General features: G+C 48.1%; 6 protein-coding genes. 3 read left to right on the forward strand and 3 right to left on the reverse strand.

Going from position 1 to position 21,016, the window contains the following annotated elements; translation table 11 throughout:
• Window positions 1–3: 3 nt before the first annotated feature.
• The 3 genes from nadR to serB form a co-directional block, all read right to left on the reverse strand.
• On the reverse strand, window positions 4–1,239 hold the full coding sequence (gene nadR / locus AACQ83_RS06610; RefSeq protein ID WP_112876513.1) for a multifunctional transcriptional regulator/nicotinamide-nucleotide adenylyltransferase/ribosylnicotinamide kinase NadR: 1,236 nt from the start codon (window positions 1,237–1,239) through the stop codon (window positions 4–6).
• 13 nt (window positions 1,240–1,252) lie between these two features.
• Window positions 1,253–2,635 carry a DNA repair protein RadA gene (gene radA / locus AACQ83_RS06615; RefSeq protein WP_112876414.1) on the reverse strand — a complete coding sequence of 461 codons (1,383 nt, stop codon included), beginning with the start codon at window positions 2,633–2,635 and terminating at the stop codon, window positions 1,253–1,255.
• A 146-nt stretch (window positions 2,636–2,781) separates the two neighbouring features.
• The gene (gene serB / locus AACQ83_RS06620; RefSeq protein ID WP_112876413.1) at window positions 2,782–3,759 is read right to left on the reverse strand and encodes a phosphoserine phosphatase; all 978 of its coding nucleotides are present in this window, start codon (window positions 3,757–3,759) and stop codon (window positions 2,782–2,784) included.
• 115 nt (window positions 3,760–3,874) lie between these two features.
• Between serB and AACQ83_RS06625 the strand changes: the two genes are divergently transcribed.
• From AACQ83_RS06625 to AACQ83_RS06635, 3 genes are all read left to right on the forward strand, one after another.
• Window positions 3,875–4,519 (forward strand): YtjB family periplasmic protein, encoded by a 645-nt coding sequence (locus AACQ83_RS06625; RefSeq protein WP_112876412.1) that lies wholly within the window; start codon window positions 3,875–3,877, stop codon window positions 4,517–4,519.
• Between the two features lie 549 nt (window positions 4,520–5,068).
• A complete protein-coding gene (locus AACQ83_RS06630; RefSeq protein WP_192880977.1) occupies window positions 5,069–6,733 on the forward strand; it encodes a ShlB/FhaC/HecB family hemolysin secretion/activation protein in 1,665 nt (554 codons plus the stop codon).
• 59 nt (window positions 6,734–6,792) lie between these two features.
• On the forward strand, window positions 6,793–21,016 hold a 14,224-nt coding region (locus AACQ83_RS06635), incomplete at its 3' end, for a hemagglutinin repeat-containing protein (protein WP_112886939.1).

Consider the following 21,016-nt stretch of genomic DNA (forward strand, 5'->3'; position numbering starts at 1 on the left):
GTATCATTTAGGATTAGCCGCTAAAAGTTGCTGAATGAGTTCAATACAACGTAGGAAACGCTGATCATAATCGGGTGAATCCACATTGACATATTCAATATTATTACTTTTCAGCATATCCTCCAGCAGTTGCTGGAACTCTTTACGATCCTGCTCGCTGCCAAGGCTACGCAAACCGTCAGCAACCCAAGGGGTATTGTTTTCCAGTAGAATGACCAAATCAAATCGATATTCATCAATTAATGCCTGAACAAACGGGTGTTCACGTCCTTCATATCGCTTACAAAATGCTTGGGTAGTGACAAAATCGGTATCTATAAATGTAACCTTATTCGCATATTTTACAGCAAAATCAATATATTGGGCTTGTCCCAATGCAATCTTGTCATAGTCCGAATATTGTAGCGCCATCTCATCTCCCCCCAGATGAGAAAAAACATAATCACGACCATATTCCCAAGCACTTGTCGTATTAAAAATATTTGCCAATTTGTTAACTAACGTAGATTTACCACTGGACTCTCCACCAAGAATCGCTACGGTACGAACAAAGAAAGGTTTCACTTCCGTAGGAATATATTCCCAATGACGGAATGGGTCTTGGCGAATATGCCGACCACTGATTTTCATAAACGAACGTTGTGGATCGATAAGAATTGTCTCAATTCCTAAATGTTCTTTATATCGGGGAGAATCCTGAGTTTCGCTGGAATATATATAAGTTGGATTAATGCCTTTTTTTGACATAAAGGCTTTCATGCCGTCACTCCACACATCCCAACCATGTGGATAGGACTCAATTCCCTGTTCATCAAAAGAATGAATATGAATATTTTTCTGATACTTAAACGTTTGGAGCAACCAGCGCAGACGATCACTCACCGTAGGTTGCTGAGACATGGAACTGCTCATAAACAGCTCCCGATCTCTCGGCTCATCATGGCAAAGGATAATATGCAACTCATCCACCTGACTACAGGCCCGTTGAATCAGATAGATATGCCCAGTATGCAATGGATAGAATTTGCCGAATACCACTCCAACAGTTTTATTTTGCACAGGATATTGCAACCTCAGATAGTGATGGAGAGCAGCCAATTTTTGGGCACTGGGACTTTTAATTTTGTCATTAATTAACTGGCTGAGATAACCTTTGGTCATACCACTTGCATCAGCAACCTGCTGCAACGTATAACCTGTCTGTTTAATCGCTTCTTTAAGGTAGTCAAATTGCCCCATATCTCCTCCCTGTTTAACCAAAATCTTCCATAACAGATAACGCATCCGCCAACTTTTTCACACCAAAAACTTCCATCGCTGGCAGCGCTTTTTTCGGCATATTGGCATAAGGCACTATCGCCCGTTTAAAACCATGTTTAGCGGCTTCGGATATGCGCTCCTGTCCACTGGGCACAGGACGGATTTCCCCTGCTAGCCCCACCTCTCCAAATACAACCAAATCACGGGGTAACGGCCGATCCCGAAAACTGGAGACTAAAGAGAGCAGTAAAGCGAGATCCGCGCTAGTTTCCGCAACTTTAACGCCACCCACAACATTCACAAACACATCCTGATCGGACATTTGCAAACCACCATGGCGATGAAGGACAGCCAACAGAATAGCCAACCGGTTTTGCTCCAAACCCACAGCCACCCGCCGTGGATTGGTCATCATAGAATGATCCACCAGCGCTTGAATCTCTACCAACAGAGGACGAGTCCCTTCCCACACCACCATGACAGAACTGCCAGCGGTAACTTCATCACCACGGCTCAGGAAAATCGCTGATGGGTTACTAACCTCACGCAATCCTTGTTCTGTCATGGCGAATACGCCAAGCTCATTAACGGCCCCAAACCGATTTTTATGACTGCGTAAAGTGCGAAAGCGGGAATCTGCTTCACCATCAAGCATCACTGAACAGTCAATACAGTGTTCCAACACCTTCGGACCCGCCAACGAGCCATCTTTGGTCACATGACCAACCATAACAATGGCAACACCACGAGTCTTAGCAAACCGAGTAAGATAAGCGGCAGTCTCTCTGACCTGAGCGACACTCCCCGGCGAAGATTGAATATCCGCCATATGCATCACTTGAATGGAGTCAATCACCATCAACTTTGGCTGCTCCTGCTCCGCAATCAGACAAATTTGTTCAATACTGGTTTCTGACAACATATTCAGATTATCAGCCGGCAATCCCAACCGGTGCGCACGCATTGCCACCTGTTGTAACGACTCTTCCCCAGTGACATATAAAGTTTTCATCTGTGCAGACAACTGACACATCGTCTGCAACAATAAGGTACTTTTCCCTGCTCCCGGATTACCGCCAATCAGAATCGCGCTACCGGGAACAACACCACCGCCAAGCACCCGATCGAACTCTTTAAATCCCGTAGAAAAACGAGGAAGTTCTTCCAGACTGATCTCTGATAATTTCTGAACCCTGCTGACACCAGCATCTCCCGCATAACCACTGAACCGCTCATTACGGGAGGAAGGTGCTGCGGCTAAGCGCACCTCCGTAATGGTATTCCAAGCATGACACGCACTACATTGCCCCTGCCAGCGCGGATAATCCGCCCCACACTCATTACAGACAAATGCCCGCTTTGCTGCTTTTGCCACTCTGCACTCCTAAAGATTCTATACCCGTCATCTTTCAAGTTGCCTCTTTGTTGGCTGCACTCACTCACCCCGGTCACATAGTTCTCTATGCTCCCGGGGATTCGCTCCCTTGCCGTCGCGATGCATCTTGAAATCCATTGGGTATATTAACGCTCTTCGTGTTTAAGACCGCCACTTAACACACACAATACTCCCATGAGATCAGCATGACGGATGGTCACTTTCGACTGTGCATAAACTTTCGGCTTAGCATGGTAAGCAATACCTAACCCTGCTTTGCGGATCATCTTCAAGTCATTAGCGCCGTCACCAATCGCGACAGTTTGCTCCAATGAGATATCCAGTTTTTTTGCCAGTTTCACCAATGTGGCAGCTTTATATTTAGCATCAACAACTGGTCCTATAACCTTACCTGTCAACTTACTATTTTTTATTTCTAACTGATTGGCTACCGCAGCCACCAAACGTAAATTCTGGCGCAAATGGTCAGCAAAATAGGTAAAACCACCCGATGCGATTGCCACATGCCAATCAAAAGATTGTAACTTACGCACCAGACTGGTCAGCCCCGGCATAAGTGGTAAATTTTCTACAACCTGTCGCAGAATATCAGCATCAGCCCCTGCCAACTGGGCAACTCGCTCCCGCAGACTATCAGAAAAATCCAGCTCTCCTTGCATTGCCCGCTCGGTAATCTCGGCTACTTTGTCACCTACGCCAGCCAAACGGGCAATTTCATCAATACATTCAATTTGAATTGCTGTTGAATCCATATCCATCACTAGCAAACCTGGTGACCGCAACCGTGGGATCTGCCCCAAAGGAACCACATCTAACCGACACTCATCAGCTAGCCGTTTAATACGAGCCGTCAAATTTCCGGCAATACGTACTACCTGATAATCATCAATACGCCATGAAGAAACGATGACAATAGCAGCACCAAGCCGATGTTGAAAATTACTAATACGTTGTTTATCCAGGCCACGGCCATATATCAACCAACCACTGTCACCCGCTCGGTAATCCAACGGCATAACTTCTTCACCACTTAACGAAAGCGGTAATCCCGGCCACTTATGGACCTCTTCCGGCAAATAGTGATAAGCCAGGTTATTAGACATTAATCCCTACTCCTGTAATCCCACATGATTTGACAGCAAAAAATTGTGCTTCAAACTATCCTCTCTGTACTGCATCTGGCAACATTGCGTTGACCAAAGCTTGGAAGAGATAACTATGATCAAAGCTAAATTAAAATTCCGACTGCATAAAACAGCTATCATCTTGATTTGCATTGCTTTATTAGTATTTCTAATGCAGGGTGTTTCTTATTTTAGCCGTTCTCACCAACAAGCCCAGATGGATCAATTTGAGGAATTGGCAAAAACCTTGGCAAAACAAGTCGCATTCAGCTTATCTGATTATATGGAGAGTGGCAGCAAAGATCTTAATAATGAGCGGATACTGGCTAATTTGCATCATCTAACGACAAACAGCCGCATACTTGATGCCAGTGTTTATCTTAACAATGGAACACAGGTTGCCCATAGTGGAGAGAACGTCTCGGTGCGGGATCGTCTATCTTTGGATGGTAAAAAAGCGGGCAGCTACTTTAACTACCAGATAGTCGTCCCCATCCCAGGAAAAGATGAGCCCAAAGGTTTTCTGCGCCTGACATTAGATACCCACAAATTGGCAACCGAGTCCAAGCAGGTGGATAACACGACTAATTTACTCCGGATCATGATCTTACTCGCTTTAGCAATTGGTTTTATTCTGGCACATAACCTATTGCAATTAACGCCAAGTCGATGGCAACAATCGCCTTATTTACTGACAGCCAACAGTAAATCAAGTGCAAATGAAGAAGAAGAGAAATAAGATGAAAATTTCTTACTAAATCATTTTGATATTTAAACTAATAGAGGCGGTTATTTCTACCATCCCATTATCTCAGTCACTTCGTAGATGGAATTAGGGCATGGCTCGGAACATTTAATTGTTGCTAGAGCCTCCTTTGCCAAGAAATTTCATAGCCGAATAAACACGCTGTAACTAATAAAAAATCATCAATCTTAACTGAAAGAAACAAGCTCTCCCATTATTTAATAACCAAAGTAATAGTTTATTATGTTACTTTAACTTCAATTACATAATAATATTATCAGTGACATATATCACATATTTACCAATATATAGAATTAAATTAGAGCATCTGGCAACGCCCACATAACCAATTAATTAATAAAGTATTTTTTATTATCGCTCATTTTATAACAAATCATATCCAATTGTTTTTATTGATAATTTATAACAATCCATATTTATGAATTATAGCATTAAGTAATATCTACATATTGATTGTTAAGTCAAATTCATGACTAATAGCGCCCCAAAAATTATATGAAGCGTGCGGGATGCCAAAGAATAATGAAAAAAAAGATTATTATTTTTACTAGTTTTCTTATTGTTACTACCGATGTTAAAGCCGCCGAAATTTCAGATCAGCAACTCATTCATCAACAAGAACGACAGAAAGCACTGGAAGCTCAATTAATACCACCACCGGCGGATATTCGTCTGTCTGTTCCTGAAACAGCAGTACCTTCTAAATTTCCTGACGATACGCCCTGCTTTCCCATTACGCATGTTGTTCTTGAAGGCACGGAACATTTTCCTCACTGGTTACCTTTAAAACGTTTAGCCCAACAGGGAGAAAACCAATGTCTGGGCACCCAGGGGATTAATATATTAATGACTCGGATACAAAACCGGTTAATTAATCATGGCTATGTCACTAGCAGAGTATTAGCGCCCAGTCAGGAGCTTAATTCCAAGACATTAAAACTCATGATCATACCGGGCAAAATTGGGCATATTCGCTATACCGCTGAAAGTGGCAATTATATTCAACGGATAACCACATTTCCTCCCCGCGAAGGAGAGCTGCTTGACTTACGGGATATTGAGCAGGGATTAGAAAATTTACAACGTTTTCCTACCGTTCAAGCTGACATGGAAATTGTACCAAATGAACAGTTAGGAGAAAGCGATATCGTGCTGAACTGGCGTCAGTCAAGACATTGGCGACTAGCTAGCTATCTGGACGATTCGGGTTCTAAAACTACCGGGCGTTACCAAGGCGGATTAACTTTATATCTGGATAATCCTCTTGCGTTGAGTGATCTATTTTATATCTCCGGTGGACGCGATATTCGCTCCCCTTCCGGTCGCAGAAGCAAAAACTACACCCTCCACTACTCCCTACCGGTGGGATACTGGATGGCGGGCATCACTGCCAGTAATTATGATTACTACCAAAAGGTAGCCAGTCCAAATAAAGACAACAAATACAGCGGCGAAAGCAAAAACCTGAATATCCAACTCAGCCGACTCTTACATCGTAACGCCAATCAGAGAACCTCGATTAACGGTGAAATTTATCGCCGCACATCCAAGAGTTTTATTAATGACCAGAAAATCGACGTACAGAGCCGGGAAACGGCTGGCTGGAAATTAGGATTATCTCATCGTCACTACATTGGTAGAGCGACCCTGGATGCCGGAGTAACTTACCAACAGGGAACCCGCTGGTTTGGCGCTCAGCCCGCACCAGAAGAGGCCCGTGGTGAAGCCACTGCCTTACTTAAAACAACCCAGTTTTCTGCGGCACTTTCGGCACCATTTACCCTATTTTCTCAGCCATTCATCTACAAAACCCAGTACCTGCGCCAAATAAGCGCCAGGACGTTGACAACACAGGATCAATTTTCAATTGGCAACCGCTGGACAGTACGCGGGTTTGATGGTGAACGCACATTAAATGGAGATCATGGTTGGTACAGCCGTAACGAACTGGAATGGCAAACGCCACTGAATGGTCACTCCCTGTATATGGGCATGGATTATGGCGAAATTGGTGGGCCGGGAAATGAGCGGCGCCTGGGAAAACACCTGGCGGGCGGCGTTTTGGGCTGTCGCGGCAGTCTTAAAGGCGTGAGCTATGACCTGTTTGCCGGTATCCCGCTATCCAAACCGGATGGCTTTCAAACCTCATCAGTCACAACTGGATTCAGTTTGTACTGGCAGTACTAACTCAAAATAACAACGCAGCCAAAATTATCGCAGATAAAAAGTGTTAGTGGAGAAAAACAATGAACAAGCATCTGTATCGTATTATCTTTAACAAAGCCCGGAACATGTTGATGGTCGTGGCCGATATTGCAACTTCCGGGCAAGGTAGTACGGTACGCCGCCGCAGTCGTCGGCAATTACCACAATGCCTTTGCCGGTTAACAGCGTTACGACTGAGTTTGTTATTGGCAACCGGCTGCATCTCCCTAACAGCGCAGGCCAATATTGTAGCCGACGGACAAGCACCGGGTAATCAGCAACCGACTATCCTGAACAGTGCAAACGGTACGCCACAAATCGATATTCAGACCCCTAACGCCGCGGGTATCTCGCGTAATACCTACAGCCAATTTGATATCGATAAACGAGGCGTCATCCTTAACAACAGTCACAATGCTGTCCAAACTCAACTAGGCGGTATGGTGGCAGGAAATCCGTGGCTTGCCAAAGCGGAAGCCAAAATCATTCTCAATGAAGTGAACAGCATTAACGCCAGTAAACTTAATGGCTGGATAGAAGTCGCCGGACAAAAAGCCGACGTGATTATTGCCAACCCGGCGGGCATCACCTGCAACGGTTGTGGATTCATTAACGCCCATCGCGCAACACTCACCACAGGACAGGCCATGATGGAACAAGGCCGACTGAAAGGCTTTGATATTGAGCGGGGAGAAGTGCGCATTGAAGAGCTGGGAATAGACAGTTCACAACAAAATTATACCGAAATTATTGCCCGCTCGGTGGTAATCAACGGCAAACTGCACGCGAAAGATCTAAAAATCACAACCGGACGTAATATCGTTGATGCTGCTCACCAGAACATTAAGAAAAAATCTGCTGACGGCAGCAAGAATCCATCATTTACGCTGGACGTAGCCGCACTCGGTGGCATGTACACCAATAAAATCGTGCTGGTGGGTACCGAATTTGGTGTAGGGGTACGTAACGTCGGCCACATCGGAGCAATCGCCGGTGAAGTCCGCCTCACGGTTGATGGACGGATTGAGAATAGTGGCACAATTGCTGCACGAAGTCATACCACAATCAAAGCGGAGTCGATACAGAGTGCCAAAGGCAGTATTCTGGCCGCCGGAATTGATGATAAAGGGAAAGCCACGCTGCCCGGATCGCTGACACTGACCGCCAAACAGCAAATTCAGGCCAATGGACAAAACCTGGCGACCAATACTCTGGAAGTACAGAGTAAAAAAATTGATCTCAGCGGCAGCCAAACTTCTGCCAACAACATTCAACTCGCTGCCAATCAGCAAGAGATTAGCACCGCCAACGCTACAGTCACCGCTGACCGCTTTACAGCTAAAACACCCGGCCAATTTAACAATGACGGCGGCACACTGGTAGCACGAGAAATCAACTTAACGACTCCAGACTTATCCAACAAGCAGGGGAAAATTAATCAAACCGGCAAAGGAGAGCTGGTACTGAACACCCAAACACTGAGTAACCACAACGGGACCATTCTCAATGAGGGGAAACGGCTGGCTATCACCACAAACAATCTGGACAACCGTCATGGAAAAATCGCCAATAATGGGGATGATCTGAACCTAACCGTCCACAAGGAGGCGAACAACACGGAAGGTGGGACAATTCAACTCGCCGGTAAAGGTAAACTGTCACTCAACACCCATCAGTGGATAGGTGACGGAGGCGAGCTGCTCTCCAACGGTGAACTGGATATACAAGCCCACAACCTACAACTGAATAAAGAAGCAGTCACTACTGCCGACAAAATTACAATAAAAGCAGACACATTGAGCCATCAGAGTGGAGTAATGCAGCAACAGGGCAAGGACAAAATGTCCCTGACTGCTAATACGCTGGATAACCAAAATGGCGAGATTAAAGGCAATGGCAACCTGAAAATCAATGCCACTACCTTGGATAACAGCAAAGGCAAAATCGCTGCAACCGGTGGCAGCACAGAGCTGATCATTGCGAAAAACATTGAAAACGTTGACGGACGAATCGAAGCCAAAACGACGCTCACCACAAAAAGTCAGGCGTTGAATAACCATCAAGGATCATTACTGGCTCAACAGATAGACAGCCAAACCAAAGGGCATAAATTCACCAACACCGCGGGACAAGTTATTGCCCAAGAAAAACTCACCCTAAACAGCGGTGAACTGGATAACACGTCTGGTTTGTTACAATCTGGCAATGACATGATAGTCAATACTCATGGACAGAAACTGACTAACACTAAAGACACTAAAAATGGTGACGAAAAAGAGATCAAAAAAGGCACCATATTAAGCACTGGCAATCTGGAACTCCGTACAGGGGATATCAACAACACCGCCGGCATCATCTCTGCTAAAGGAAAAACCACCCTTAACGCCGGTAACGTTGACAATACCGACGGCCAACTCTTATCACAACAGATGGCGGAACTGACCACACAGGCATTAAATAACACCCGTGGACAGATCCAATCAGAGTCAAGCCTGTTGCTGGATACCCAAAACCAAGCCCTGACCAATACCGACAGTGGCAAAACTGGCGGTATTATTGCCAAAGACTCATTACGTATTTCCAGCGGTAAACTGACTAATGACTCGGGCGTTATCCTTGGTCATGGCATTCACATCAACACCCATGAACAACGGCTAAGCAACCCAAAAGGCATCATAGAGAGCAAGAAAAATCTGCAACTTGACAGTGGAGAACTCGACAGTACCAGTGGACAAATAAAATCTGATGGCAACATGACATTAGACACCCACGGGAAAAAGCTCACCACCGCAAAAAGCAGCGACACTGGTGGCGTGACCAGTAAGGGAACACTCACTTTAAAGACAGGCGAGATAGACAACCACGATGGCACCATCACTGGAACAGGGACGACAACGATAACGGGTAGAGAACTCCACAACCAACGAGGAAAACTGGTCAGCAAAACCAGCTCACTAACATTAACGGTAAACAACACTGACAACAGCGGTGGACTACTGCAATCCGCGGGTGATTTGACACTGGATACGCAAGGTGGGCTGCTAACCAACACCAACAGCGGCAAAGACCGAGGCATAATCAGCACAGGCAACATGAAGCTGACGACCCAAGGCGTTAACAACGATGCGGGCCTAATCCATGCGGGTAAGAACCTGATCCTTGACGGACAGAAGGGAGCGATAACCAACCGCAACAGCCAGCCTAATCAGGGTATCCGTAGCTCAGGAGACTTAACGCTGACGGCAAATGCTATTGATAACCATCAAGGATCTGTAGAAGCGGATAAACAACTCACCGTGACATCCGGGACCGTTGACAATACCGGAGGTCTGCTGAAATCCGGCTCAACTCTGTCGCTCAACACCCAAGGCCAGAAACTGATTAACGCACAGAGCGGAGAAAAACGCGGTATCCGCAGCGGCAGTGATCTGATCCTAGAAGCCGGTGAAATTGACAACACCGCTGGCGTGATAGACTCACAAGGTGAAACCACGCTGACCAGCCAAAACCTCAACAACACCAGCGGTAAAATCCTCTCGCGGAAAAAAGCCGATCTGACAACACAAGCAGTCAACAACCAAAGCGGACGGATACAATCCGCAACCAGTCTGAAATTAGATACACAACAGCATGAACTCACTAACACTGATAACAGTAAAAACGGTGGGATTATCGCGGAAGATGCCCTGGAACTGACTACCGGTAAACTGATCAATGACCGTGGATCTATCCGTGGTGATGAAACCCACATTAACACCCATCAGCAAGCGCTAAACAATGTGGCTGGCACCATAACCAGTAGTAAAAATCTAAAACTCGATAGCGGAGAACTCAACAGTACTGGCGGGAGAATAGAGTCTACCGGCGATATGACACTGGACACGCACGGAGAAAAACTGACCACTGCCAAAAGTGGTGATACCGGTGGCGTTATCAGTATAGGAACATTGATGCTGACTACCGGCGAGATCGACAACCAAGATGGTTTTATCAAAGGTAGAGGAACAACCACCGTTACCGGTGGTGAACTGAAAAACCAAGGCGGGACCCTCGCCAGTGAAACCAGCACACTCACATTGACCGTGAAAAAAACCGACAACAGCGGCGGCCTGTTGAAATCCGCGGGTGATCTGACACTCGATACACAAGGTGAGCTACTGACTAACCTCAACAGTGGCACAACCGGGGGCATAATCGGTGCAGACAATGTCAAGCTGACGGCTCAAGGCATCAATAATGAAGCGGGCTGGATCCATGCGGATAAAAACCTGACTCTAGATGGGAAACAAGGCAAAATAACCAACCGCAACAGCCAGCCTAAACAGGGGATCTCAAGCCAGGGAGAGTTGACAATAACCGCGGGCACCCTCGATAACCAACAGGGAAGAGTTATCGCCGATAAGCAGCTCAACGTGACATCAACAGGCACCGTTGATAATACCAGCGGTAAAATGGTCAGCCAGAATCAACAACTCACCATGAATACCGGTGAACTGAATAACACAAGTGGTTTGCTGCAATCCAAGACAACCCTTTCTCTTAACACCCACGGCCAAAAGCTGACTAATACGCAAAGCGGGGATGACCTTGGCATACTCAGCGGCAGTGACCTGACCCTGGAAGCTGGTGAAATTGATAACACCGCTGGCAAGATAGATTCCCAAGGCGAAACCACGTTAACTAGCCAAAACCTCAACAACACCGACGGTAAAATCCTCTCGAAAGGAAAAGCCGATCTGACAACACAAGCGGTCAACAACCAACGTGGGCTGATACAATCCGCAGCCAGTCTGAAATTAGATACACAACAGCATGAACTAACTAGCACTGATAGCGATGAAAACAGTGGGATCATCGCGGAAGATGCCCTGGAACTGACTACCGGTAAACTGATCAATGACCGCGGCAATATTCGTGGTAACGAAATCCACATTAACACCCATCTGCAAGCGCTAAACAATGTGGCTGGCGCCATATTCAGTAAGAAAAATCTAAAACTCGATAGCGGAGAACTCAACAGTACTGGTGGGAGAATAGAGTCTACCGGCGATATGACACTGGACACGCACGGAGAAAAACTGACCACCGCCAAAAGCGGTAAAACCGGCGGCGTTATCAGTAAAGGGACAATGACCCTGACCACCGGTGAAATTGACAACCAAGGCGGTGTGATTATCGCTACAGGAACAACGACTGTTACCGGTGGCGAACTGAAAAACCAAGGCGGAACACTTGCCAGCGAAAAAGGCGCACTGACATTAACGGTAAACAAAACTGACAACAGCGACGGCTTACTGCAATCCGCCGGTGACCTGATACTGAATACGCAAGGTGGTCTGTTGACCAACATCAATAGCGGCAAAACCAGTGGCATAATCAGTGAGGGCAATGTCAGCCTGACCGCTCAAGGTATCAATAATGAAGCAGGCCGAATCCATGCTGATAAAAACCTAACCCTTGACGGGCAGAAGGGAACCATAACCAACCGTAACAGCCAACCTAAACAGGGGATCTCAAGCCTGGGAGAGTTGACAATAACTGCGGGAACCATCGATAACCAACAGGGAAGGATCATCGCCGATAAGCAGCTCAACGTGACATCAACAGGAAGTGCTAACAACACTGGCGGTAAAATGGTCAGCCAGCATCAACAATTGGCACTAAATACCGGCGAACTGAATAATGCCGGTGGCTTGCTGCAATCCAAAACAACGCTTTCACTCAATACCCACGGCCAAAAGCTGACTAATACGCAAAGCGGGAAGAAACACGGCATACTCAGCGGCAGTGACCTGACCTTGAAAGCTGGTGAAATTGATAACACCGCTGGCAAGATAGATTCCCAAGGCAAAACCTTGCTGACTAGCCAAAACCTCAACAATACCGACGGTAAAATCCTCTCGAAAGGAAAAGCCGATCTGACAACACAAGCAGTCAACAACCAAAGCGGATTGATACAATCCGAAACCAGCTTGAAATTAGATACCCAACAGCATGAACTAACCAACACCGATAGCGGTAAAAACGGCGGGATCGTTGCAAAAGATACTTTGGAACTGACTACCGGTAAACTGATCAATGATCGCGGCGATATCCGTGGTAACGAAACCCACATTAACACTCATCAGCAAGCGCTAAACAACTTGGCTGGCATCATATTCAGTAAGAAAAACCTGCAACTCGACAGTGGAGAACTCAACAGTACTGGCGGACGAATAGAATCTACCGGCGATATGACACTGGACACCCACGGAGAAAAATTGACCACCGCCAAAAGCGGCGATACCAAAGGCGTTATCAGTAAAGGGACATTAACCCTCACCACCGGAGAAATCGACAACCAAGAGGGTTTTATCAAAGGTACAGGAACAACGATCGTTACCGGCGGTGAACTGAAAAACCAAGGCGGGATACTTGCCAGCGAAAAAGATGCGCTAACATTAACGGTGAAACAAACTGACAACAGCGGCGGCTTACTAAAATCTGCCGGTGACCTGACACTGAATACGCAAGGTGGCTTGTTCACCAACATCAACAGCGGCAAAAACAGAGGCGTAACCAGTACAGGCAATGTCAACCTGACCGCTCAAGGCATCAATAATGAAGCTGGTTTTATCCATGCAGGTAAAAATCTTCTCCTTGATGGACTACAAGGCACAATAATCAACCGCAACAGCCAACCTAAACAAGGCATATCAAGCCAAGGAACGCTGACAATGACCGCAGGTGCCATCGATAACCATAAGGGAATTGTGGCTGCCAACCAACAACTTGAAGTGACATCATCAGGAACCGTTAATAACACTGACGGTAAAATAGTCAGCCAACATCAGCAACTCACCATGAATACCGGTGAACTGAATAACACTGGCGGCTTGCTGAAATCCCAAACAATCCTTTCGCTTAACACCCACGGCCAAAAGCTAACTAATACGCAAAGCGGAGATGACTTTGGCATACGCAGCGGCAGTGACTTGACCCTAGCAGCCGGTGAAATCGATAACACTGCTGGTGTGATAGGCTCAAAAGGTGAAACTACACTGACTAGCCAGGACCTCAAAAACGTCGGGGGTAAAATCCTCTCGCAGGGCAAGGCAGATCTAACGACGAAAGCAGTTAACAACCAACGAGGGCTGATACAATCCACTGCTAGCCTGAAACTGGATACCCAACAGCAAAAACTGACTAATACCGATAGCGGTGAACTTGATGGAATCATCGCGCAGGACAGCCTAAAACTGATTATAGGTGAACTCACCAATGATCTCGGCTATATCCGTGGTGATGAAACTCACATTGATACTCATAAACAGGCATTAAACAATCTAGCCGGTACCATATTCAGTAAGAAAAATCTGCAACTCGATAGTGGAGAACTTAACAGTACCAGCGGACGAATAGAGTCTACCGGCGATATGACGCTGGACACCCACGGAGAAAAATTGACCACTAGCAAAAGCGGTAAAACTGGTGGCGTTATCAGTAAAGGTACATTAACCCTAACTACCGGAGAAATCGACAACCAGGATGGTCTTATCAAAGGTACAGGAACAACGATGATTACTGGCGGTGAACTGAAAAACCAGGGCGGAATACTCTCTAGCGAAACCAGTGAGCTGACACTATCGGTGAACCAAACTGACAACAGTGGCGGTCTGTTGCAATCCAAAGGTAAGCTGACTCTCAATACACACGGCCATTCCCTGACTAATAACAATAGTGGTGATCAGGGCGGCATCCACAGCCAAGACGATATACTGATTACCAGTAGTGATTTACATAATCAGGCCGGCACAATTACCAGTCGTAAAATCGCAACCCTAAATACTGCTGCCGTGAATAACACCCAGGGCACTATTGTTGGCACTCAACAGATAAAACTGATCACCCAAGCATTCAACAACCAACAAGGCACCGTCCACTCTGATGGAAACCTGAGTCTCAACACCCAAGGCCAACGCTTGGATAACAACGGTGACAAAGATAAATCAGGTGAATTCTCTGCTCTGGGAGATTTGACGCTAGGTATCGGTGAGTTAAATAACGATATCGGTTTTATTGCCGCTGACGGCAAAACCAACATTACCAGCACCGCCCTCACCAATAACAAGGGAAAAATTGTCGGCAACAGTGGACTGGACATTCATAGCCAGAAGCTTACCAACCACAATGGAACATTACAGTCAGCGAAAACCGTCAATATTGACACAAACGGGCAGCTACTGGACAACCAGCATGGCCATATTACTGGCGATGACAACACTAACGTGACCAGCAGCAAACTGGATAATCAACACGGACATATTCAAGGCGGGAAGCTCACTATCAATACCGGGCAAGCCGATACAGATAACCAAGATGGTAAACTGTTGTCAACAGACACCATGAACCTGAATACCCAACAACTCGACAACCGCCGCGGACAAATCAAAGCCGTGGGAGACGCTAAACTCGATATCCAGACAAAAACCAACAACACCAGCGGCTTTATCCACAGTAATCAGCAACTGACACTGACCACCGCACAACTGATCAACCGAGAAACCAATTCCTCTGAGCAAGGGATTGAAGCCCAAAACCTGATAATTAAAGCTCAACAGGTGGATAACACCCAAGGCGCATTACGGGGAGCCAACCACCTGCGAACTAACATCAGCCAAAAGCTGAATAATACACAGGGGCTGATCTCTGGTGGCAAACAGCTCATTATCGAGGACGAAACACAGCAACTATCCATTGACAACCAACAAGGCACCCTGATTGCGGGTGAAAATGCCAACATCAAAGCAAGCACCTTAGGTGGTAGCGGACAGGTATCATCGCAAGGCGATATGGAGATCGCATTAAAACAGGATTTCCACAACACCGGCAATATCACTGCCAACGGTAATTTATCCCTAAAAACCGCTGGCAATATCACCAACGACAATACAATAAAAACTGGGCAAACATTACATCTGGAGGCCAAAAACCTCACTAACACCCAAACAGCAAAAATCAGTGCTAAGAAAACCGAAGTCAGCGTCCGCGATACGCTGACCAACACTGGATTGATTGACGGCGAGCTCACCCATCTCACCACTAAGACACTGAACAATACCGGCACCGGACGTATTTACGGTGATCAAATAGCCCTCGAAACAGGTACTCTCAACAACACGGCGCAAGATGGCAAAGCCTCCGTCATTGCCGCCCGAGACCGAATGGATATCGCCACCGGGACGCTCAACAACCTTAATCATGCCCAAATTTACAGCGTGGGTGATATGCGCATTGGCGGACAACTGGATGAGAACCTAACGGCGACCAGTCAAGCAGGTAAACTCAAAAACCATGCGGCAACTATTGAAGCCGGCGGTAACCTAAGGATTGATGCCGCTATTATCCGCAATACCAACGATCGCCTAGTGACACATATCGTAGAAACGGAAAAATCCCAGCGTCATGAAGCAGTATTGAGCGGCCACACCACCCGCTATGACTGGTCACAAGTAGACACTTCCTACAGCAACAAATACGGCGTACATACCGCTGTTATGCCGGATGGTAGCAGCGATGATGAGTTTTACGAGTACCGATATACCCGTACCGTCAATGAAACCCAGATAAAAGAGAGTGACCCGGGTAAAATCCTGGCCGGGGGTAATATGACCCTGAACAGCACAATGCTAACCAACAACGACAGCCAAATCGTGGCAGGCGCAACACTGGGCGGTGATATTGACGAACTGCACAATAACTCCACCAAAGGAGAACGTATTATCACGGATGAAGGCAGCGAAATCCGCTGGTATGCCAAAAAGAAAAAACGTCGATTCAGAGGAACCAAAACCTCCCAAGGAAAAGACTGGGACGATTATAACCCGGCACCGATAACCGAAACTATCGACCTGAAAGCCTTGGCCTGGAAAGGCAATACCCGTCCTGACGCCACCGGCATAACGATAGGTGACAGGCAAGAAAGTAGTGTTCAGAGTGCACCTGTCAGAATTAGCCTGTTCTCAAGAATGGCAGAAGCGGGTAATGTCACGCTGACAAACGCCACTATTAACACCATCACACTCAGTACCCCGACACAAACTGACGACCGACCATTGCAGGTTAACGGCCTAGGAACTACTGTGGCTATCCCTACAGAGACCATCACACTACCTAGCAGGGATATACCGATTGATCGCCCATTACTTTCACCTACAGGCCAACAAACTGAGCAGGTATTATCGTCCAGCACAGTGGCATTACCAAACAGAGACGCACTCACTGGACACCCAACACTTTCACCTACAGGCCAACAGACTGAGCAAATATTATCGTCCGGCGCAGTGGCACTACCAGACAGAGATGCACTGACTGAACACCCAGTACTTCCACCAATTCAACAAACTGAACGGGTACTACCTCCTGCCACTGTCACCCTACCAAACAGGGGTGCATTAGATGATCGCCCGCTGGTGTTACCAACAGGCCAACAATTTGAACTGACGCTACCGTCTGATACCGTCAAAGGTCAAAGCGTCGAACCCCTTATCCGTATCGTTGCTCCAGATACCCGCCTGCCGGACAACAGCCTGTTTGTCGTACAGCCGGGCAGTGACAGCCATTATTTAGTGGAGACCGACCCTAAATTCACCCAATACAAAAAGTGGCTGGGCACGGATTACATGCAACAACAGTTAACCCGTGACCCAGCACAGGCGCACAAACGCCTAGGAGATGGGTTCTACGAGCAGCGTCTGGTACGTGATCAAATTACCCAATTGACCGGTCAGCGTTATCTGGCCGGCCACAACAACGATGAAACCCAGTTTAAAGCGTTAATGGAAGCCGGCGTTGCTTTCAGCAAACAGCAACAACTTACCCCCGGCATCGCCTTAAGCCCATCGCAAATGGCGCTGCTCACCTCGGACATTATCTGGCTGACCAACCGGACCGTGACCCTGCCGAACGGCACAACGCAGGTGGTCACCGTGCCGCAGGTCTACGCTCGCGTGAATAAAGGTGACCTGACCGGTGACGGCGCCCTGCTCTCCGGTAAAAACGTGACAATAAATAGCCAAAAAGACATCACCAACAGCGGCACTATCCGCGGACGTGAAGTCACCCAACTGACGGCGAACAATCTGACCAATAGCGGCTTTATCCAAGGCGGCAGAGTGGATTTAACCGCCCGGCAGAATATCACCAACCTCGGCGGACAAATTCAGGGCCGAGACCGCGTTTCTGCACTGGCAAACCGGGATATCACCAGTGCCTCTACCCTGCGCGAAGATAATATTGACCGCTGGCTGGATCGGCCGGCTGGCATTTATGTCCAGAATGACAACGGCACCTTGTCGCTGAAAGCCCTGAACAACATCCGCCTCACTGCCAGTGAAGTAGATAATGCTGGCAAAGACGGTAAGACAGAGATAACGGCAGGCCTCGACCTGACTCTGGACACCCTGCGCACTCATCGCACAGAAAACAGTGACTGGGGGAGCGACAACTATCGCCATCTGACTCAGGAGCGTGACATTGGCAGCCAGATAACCACCGCGGGCAACCTAGCACTGCGAGCAGGTAACAACCTGAACGCTACCGCGGCTAATGTGAACGCCGGTCAACAACTCACCGCCCAAGCCGGGAACAACATCACTCTAGATGCTGGCACCGCTTCATCAGACCTGATAGAACACAGCAAACAGACCAGTAAAGGCTTACTCTCCAAATCCTCCGTCGAAACCCATGATGAGGTGCATGAACGTCGGGCGCAGAGCACCACGCTTAGTGGCGACAGCGTGACCGTACAAACCGGGAATGACCTGAATATCATCGGCAGTAACGTGGCAGGCACTCAGAATGTTAATCTGGCCGCAGGCAATCAGCTCACCATCACTACTGCGGATGAAGCCCGTCATGAAACTCACTTCAAACAAGAGAAAAAATCCGGCCTGATGGGCACCGGGGGTATCGGCTTCACCGTCGGCAAAGCCAGCCAAAAATCCACCACCGACATCGACAGTAACCTCAACAAAGGCAGCACCGTAGGTAGCAGCCAAGGTGATGTCACGCTCAACGCCGGAAAACAGCTCAACCTTCACGGCAGTGATGTGGTAGCTGGCCGCGATATGCAACTTTCCGGTCAAAACATTAACATCACCAGTGCGGAAAACAGTCACACTGCTATCACCAAAACCGAACAGAAACAAAGCGGTCTGACCGTGGCATTGTCCGGCACCGCAGGCGGGGCCCTGAATTCCGCTGTTCAAACGGTTCAAGCCGCCAACAATGAAAGTGACAGCCGTATCAAAGCCTTACAAGGCACCAAAGCCGCTCTTAGCGGGGTACAGGCTGTTCAGGCAGCCCGTCTGGCCAACGCCAAAGGCGGTGACGACAAAGCCAATAACAATCTGATAGGGGTTAACCTCTCCTACGGCAGCCAGTCCTCCCGGTCAGAACTGAAACAGCACCAGACCACTCAACAGGGCAGCAGCCTGATGACCGGGGATAATCTCACCCTCACCGCTGCCGGGACACCAGATCAGAACGGCGATATTCGCATTCAGGGCGGCCAGTTGCAGGCAGGAAAAGACCTGCAACTTAATGCCAGCCGGGATATCCAGCTCGCCTCCAGCCAGAACACCGAACAAACTACCGGCAAAAACAGCAGTCGCGGGGGCTCACTGGGCGTCGGTTTCACTGCCGGACCGGGGGGCACGGGTATCAACCTCTCCGCCAGCGCCAACTACGGCAAAGGCCGTGAAAGCGGTAACGACGTCAGCCATAATGAAACTACGCTGGATGCAGGGCAAACCGTCACCATCAATGCCGGCCGAGATGCCACGCTTAAGGGCGCTCAGGTCAGCGGCGAACAAATTACCGCCGACGTCAAACGCCACCTGACACTCAGTAGCGAGCAGGACAGCAACCGCTACGATATGAAGCAGCAGAATGTCAGTGCCGGCGTTAGTGCCACTATCGGCTCAGGTGGTTCATTGAACCTCAGCGCCAGCCGCGACAAAATCCACAGCAACTTTGACTCCGTACAGGAGCAGACCGGACTGTTCGCCGGCCAAGGCGGCTATCAAGTGAAAGTGGGGGAACACACTCAGCTTGACGGCGCAGTGATTGCCAGTACCGCAGACAAAGACAAAAACACCCTCGATACCGGTACTCTGGGTTTTGGCGATATAAAAAACAAAGCGGATTTTAAAACCGAACACCACAGCGTAAGTGTCAGCACCGGCGGTTCAGCAGGCGGCATGTTGCTCAGTAACATGGCCGCCAATACCCTGGGCGGCGCTAACCGGGAAGGCCATGCCCAAAGCACCACCCATGCCGCAGTCAGTGACGGCGCCCTGATTATCCGGGATAAAGACAACCAGCAACAGGATATCACCACCCTGAGCCGGGATACCGACCATGCTAACAATGCTCTCAGCCCTATCTTTGACAAAGAGAAAGAGCAACAACGACTGAAACAGGCCCAACTGATTGGCGAAATCAGTGCGCAGGTGATTGATATCGCCAGTACCGAAGGAGCCATTATCGCCACCAAAGCCGCCCACGCCAAACTGGAGAACATCAGTGACCCGGATAGAAAAGCGGCCATCAAGGCACTGGAGGATAAAGGTAAAACCGACATCACCCCGGAACTCATTAAAGACCAGATTTACAAGACTGCCTATAACCAGGCATTGAATGAATCTGGCTTTGGCACCGGTGGCAAATACCACACTGCTTTACAAGCTGCTACTGCGGCCATTCAGGGACTCGCTGGCGGAAATATTGGTCAGGCACTGGCGGGCGGCGCTTCCCCTTACCTGGCTGGCGTGATTAAAGACCTGACTACCGACCCGAAAACCGGTGAAGTGGATATTGCGACTAATACACTGGCCCATGCCATTCTGGGGGCTGTAGCCGCCGAAGTCAGCGGTAACAATGCGCTGGCGGGGGCAGCAGGAGCGGCGGGCGGTGAACTGGCCGCCCGGGAACTGATGAAGCATATTCATGGAGAAAATGCTAAAGTCAGTGACTTAAGTGAAGAGGAAAAACAGACCATCAGCACCCTCTCCACTCTGGCAGCAGGTCTGGCAGGCGGCATTTCGGGAGACTCCACCGGCAGCGCCGTCACCGGTGCCCAGGCCGGGAAGAATGCGATTGAGAATAACTTCCTGAGCGTGAATGAGCTGGACAACTTTGCGCACCAAGCCCGCACTTGCGAGGGGAATGACTGCAAACAAGTGATCAAGGATATGGTCGATACCAATATCCGTAATCAGCAGG

Source organism: Photorhabdus sp. S10-54, from assembly GCF_963878145.1.
GTDB lineage: Bacteria > Pseudomonadota > Gammaproteobacteria > Enterobacterales > Enterobacteriaceae > Photorhabdus > Photorhabdus kayaii.

Bases quoted from the DNA above. Each gene is read 5' to 3' on its own strand.
- nadR (WP_112876513.1), bottom strand. From the start codon at position 1,239: ATGGGGCAATTTGACTACCTTAAAGAAGCGATTAAACAGACAGGTTAT.
- serB (WP_112876413.1), bottom strand. From the start codon at position 3,759: ATGTCTAATAACCTGGCTTATCACTATTTGCCGGAAGAGGTCCATAAG.
- AACQ83_RS06625 (WP_112876412.1), top strand. From the start codon at position 3,875: ATGATCAAAGCTAAATTAAAATTCCGACTGCATAAAACAGCTATCATC.
- AACQ83_RS06630 (WP_192880977.1), top strand. From the start codon at position 5,069: ATGAAAAAAAAGATTATTATTTTTACTAGTTTTCTTATTGTTACTACC.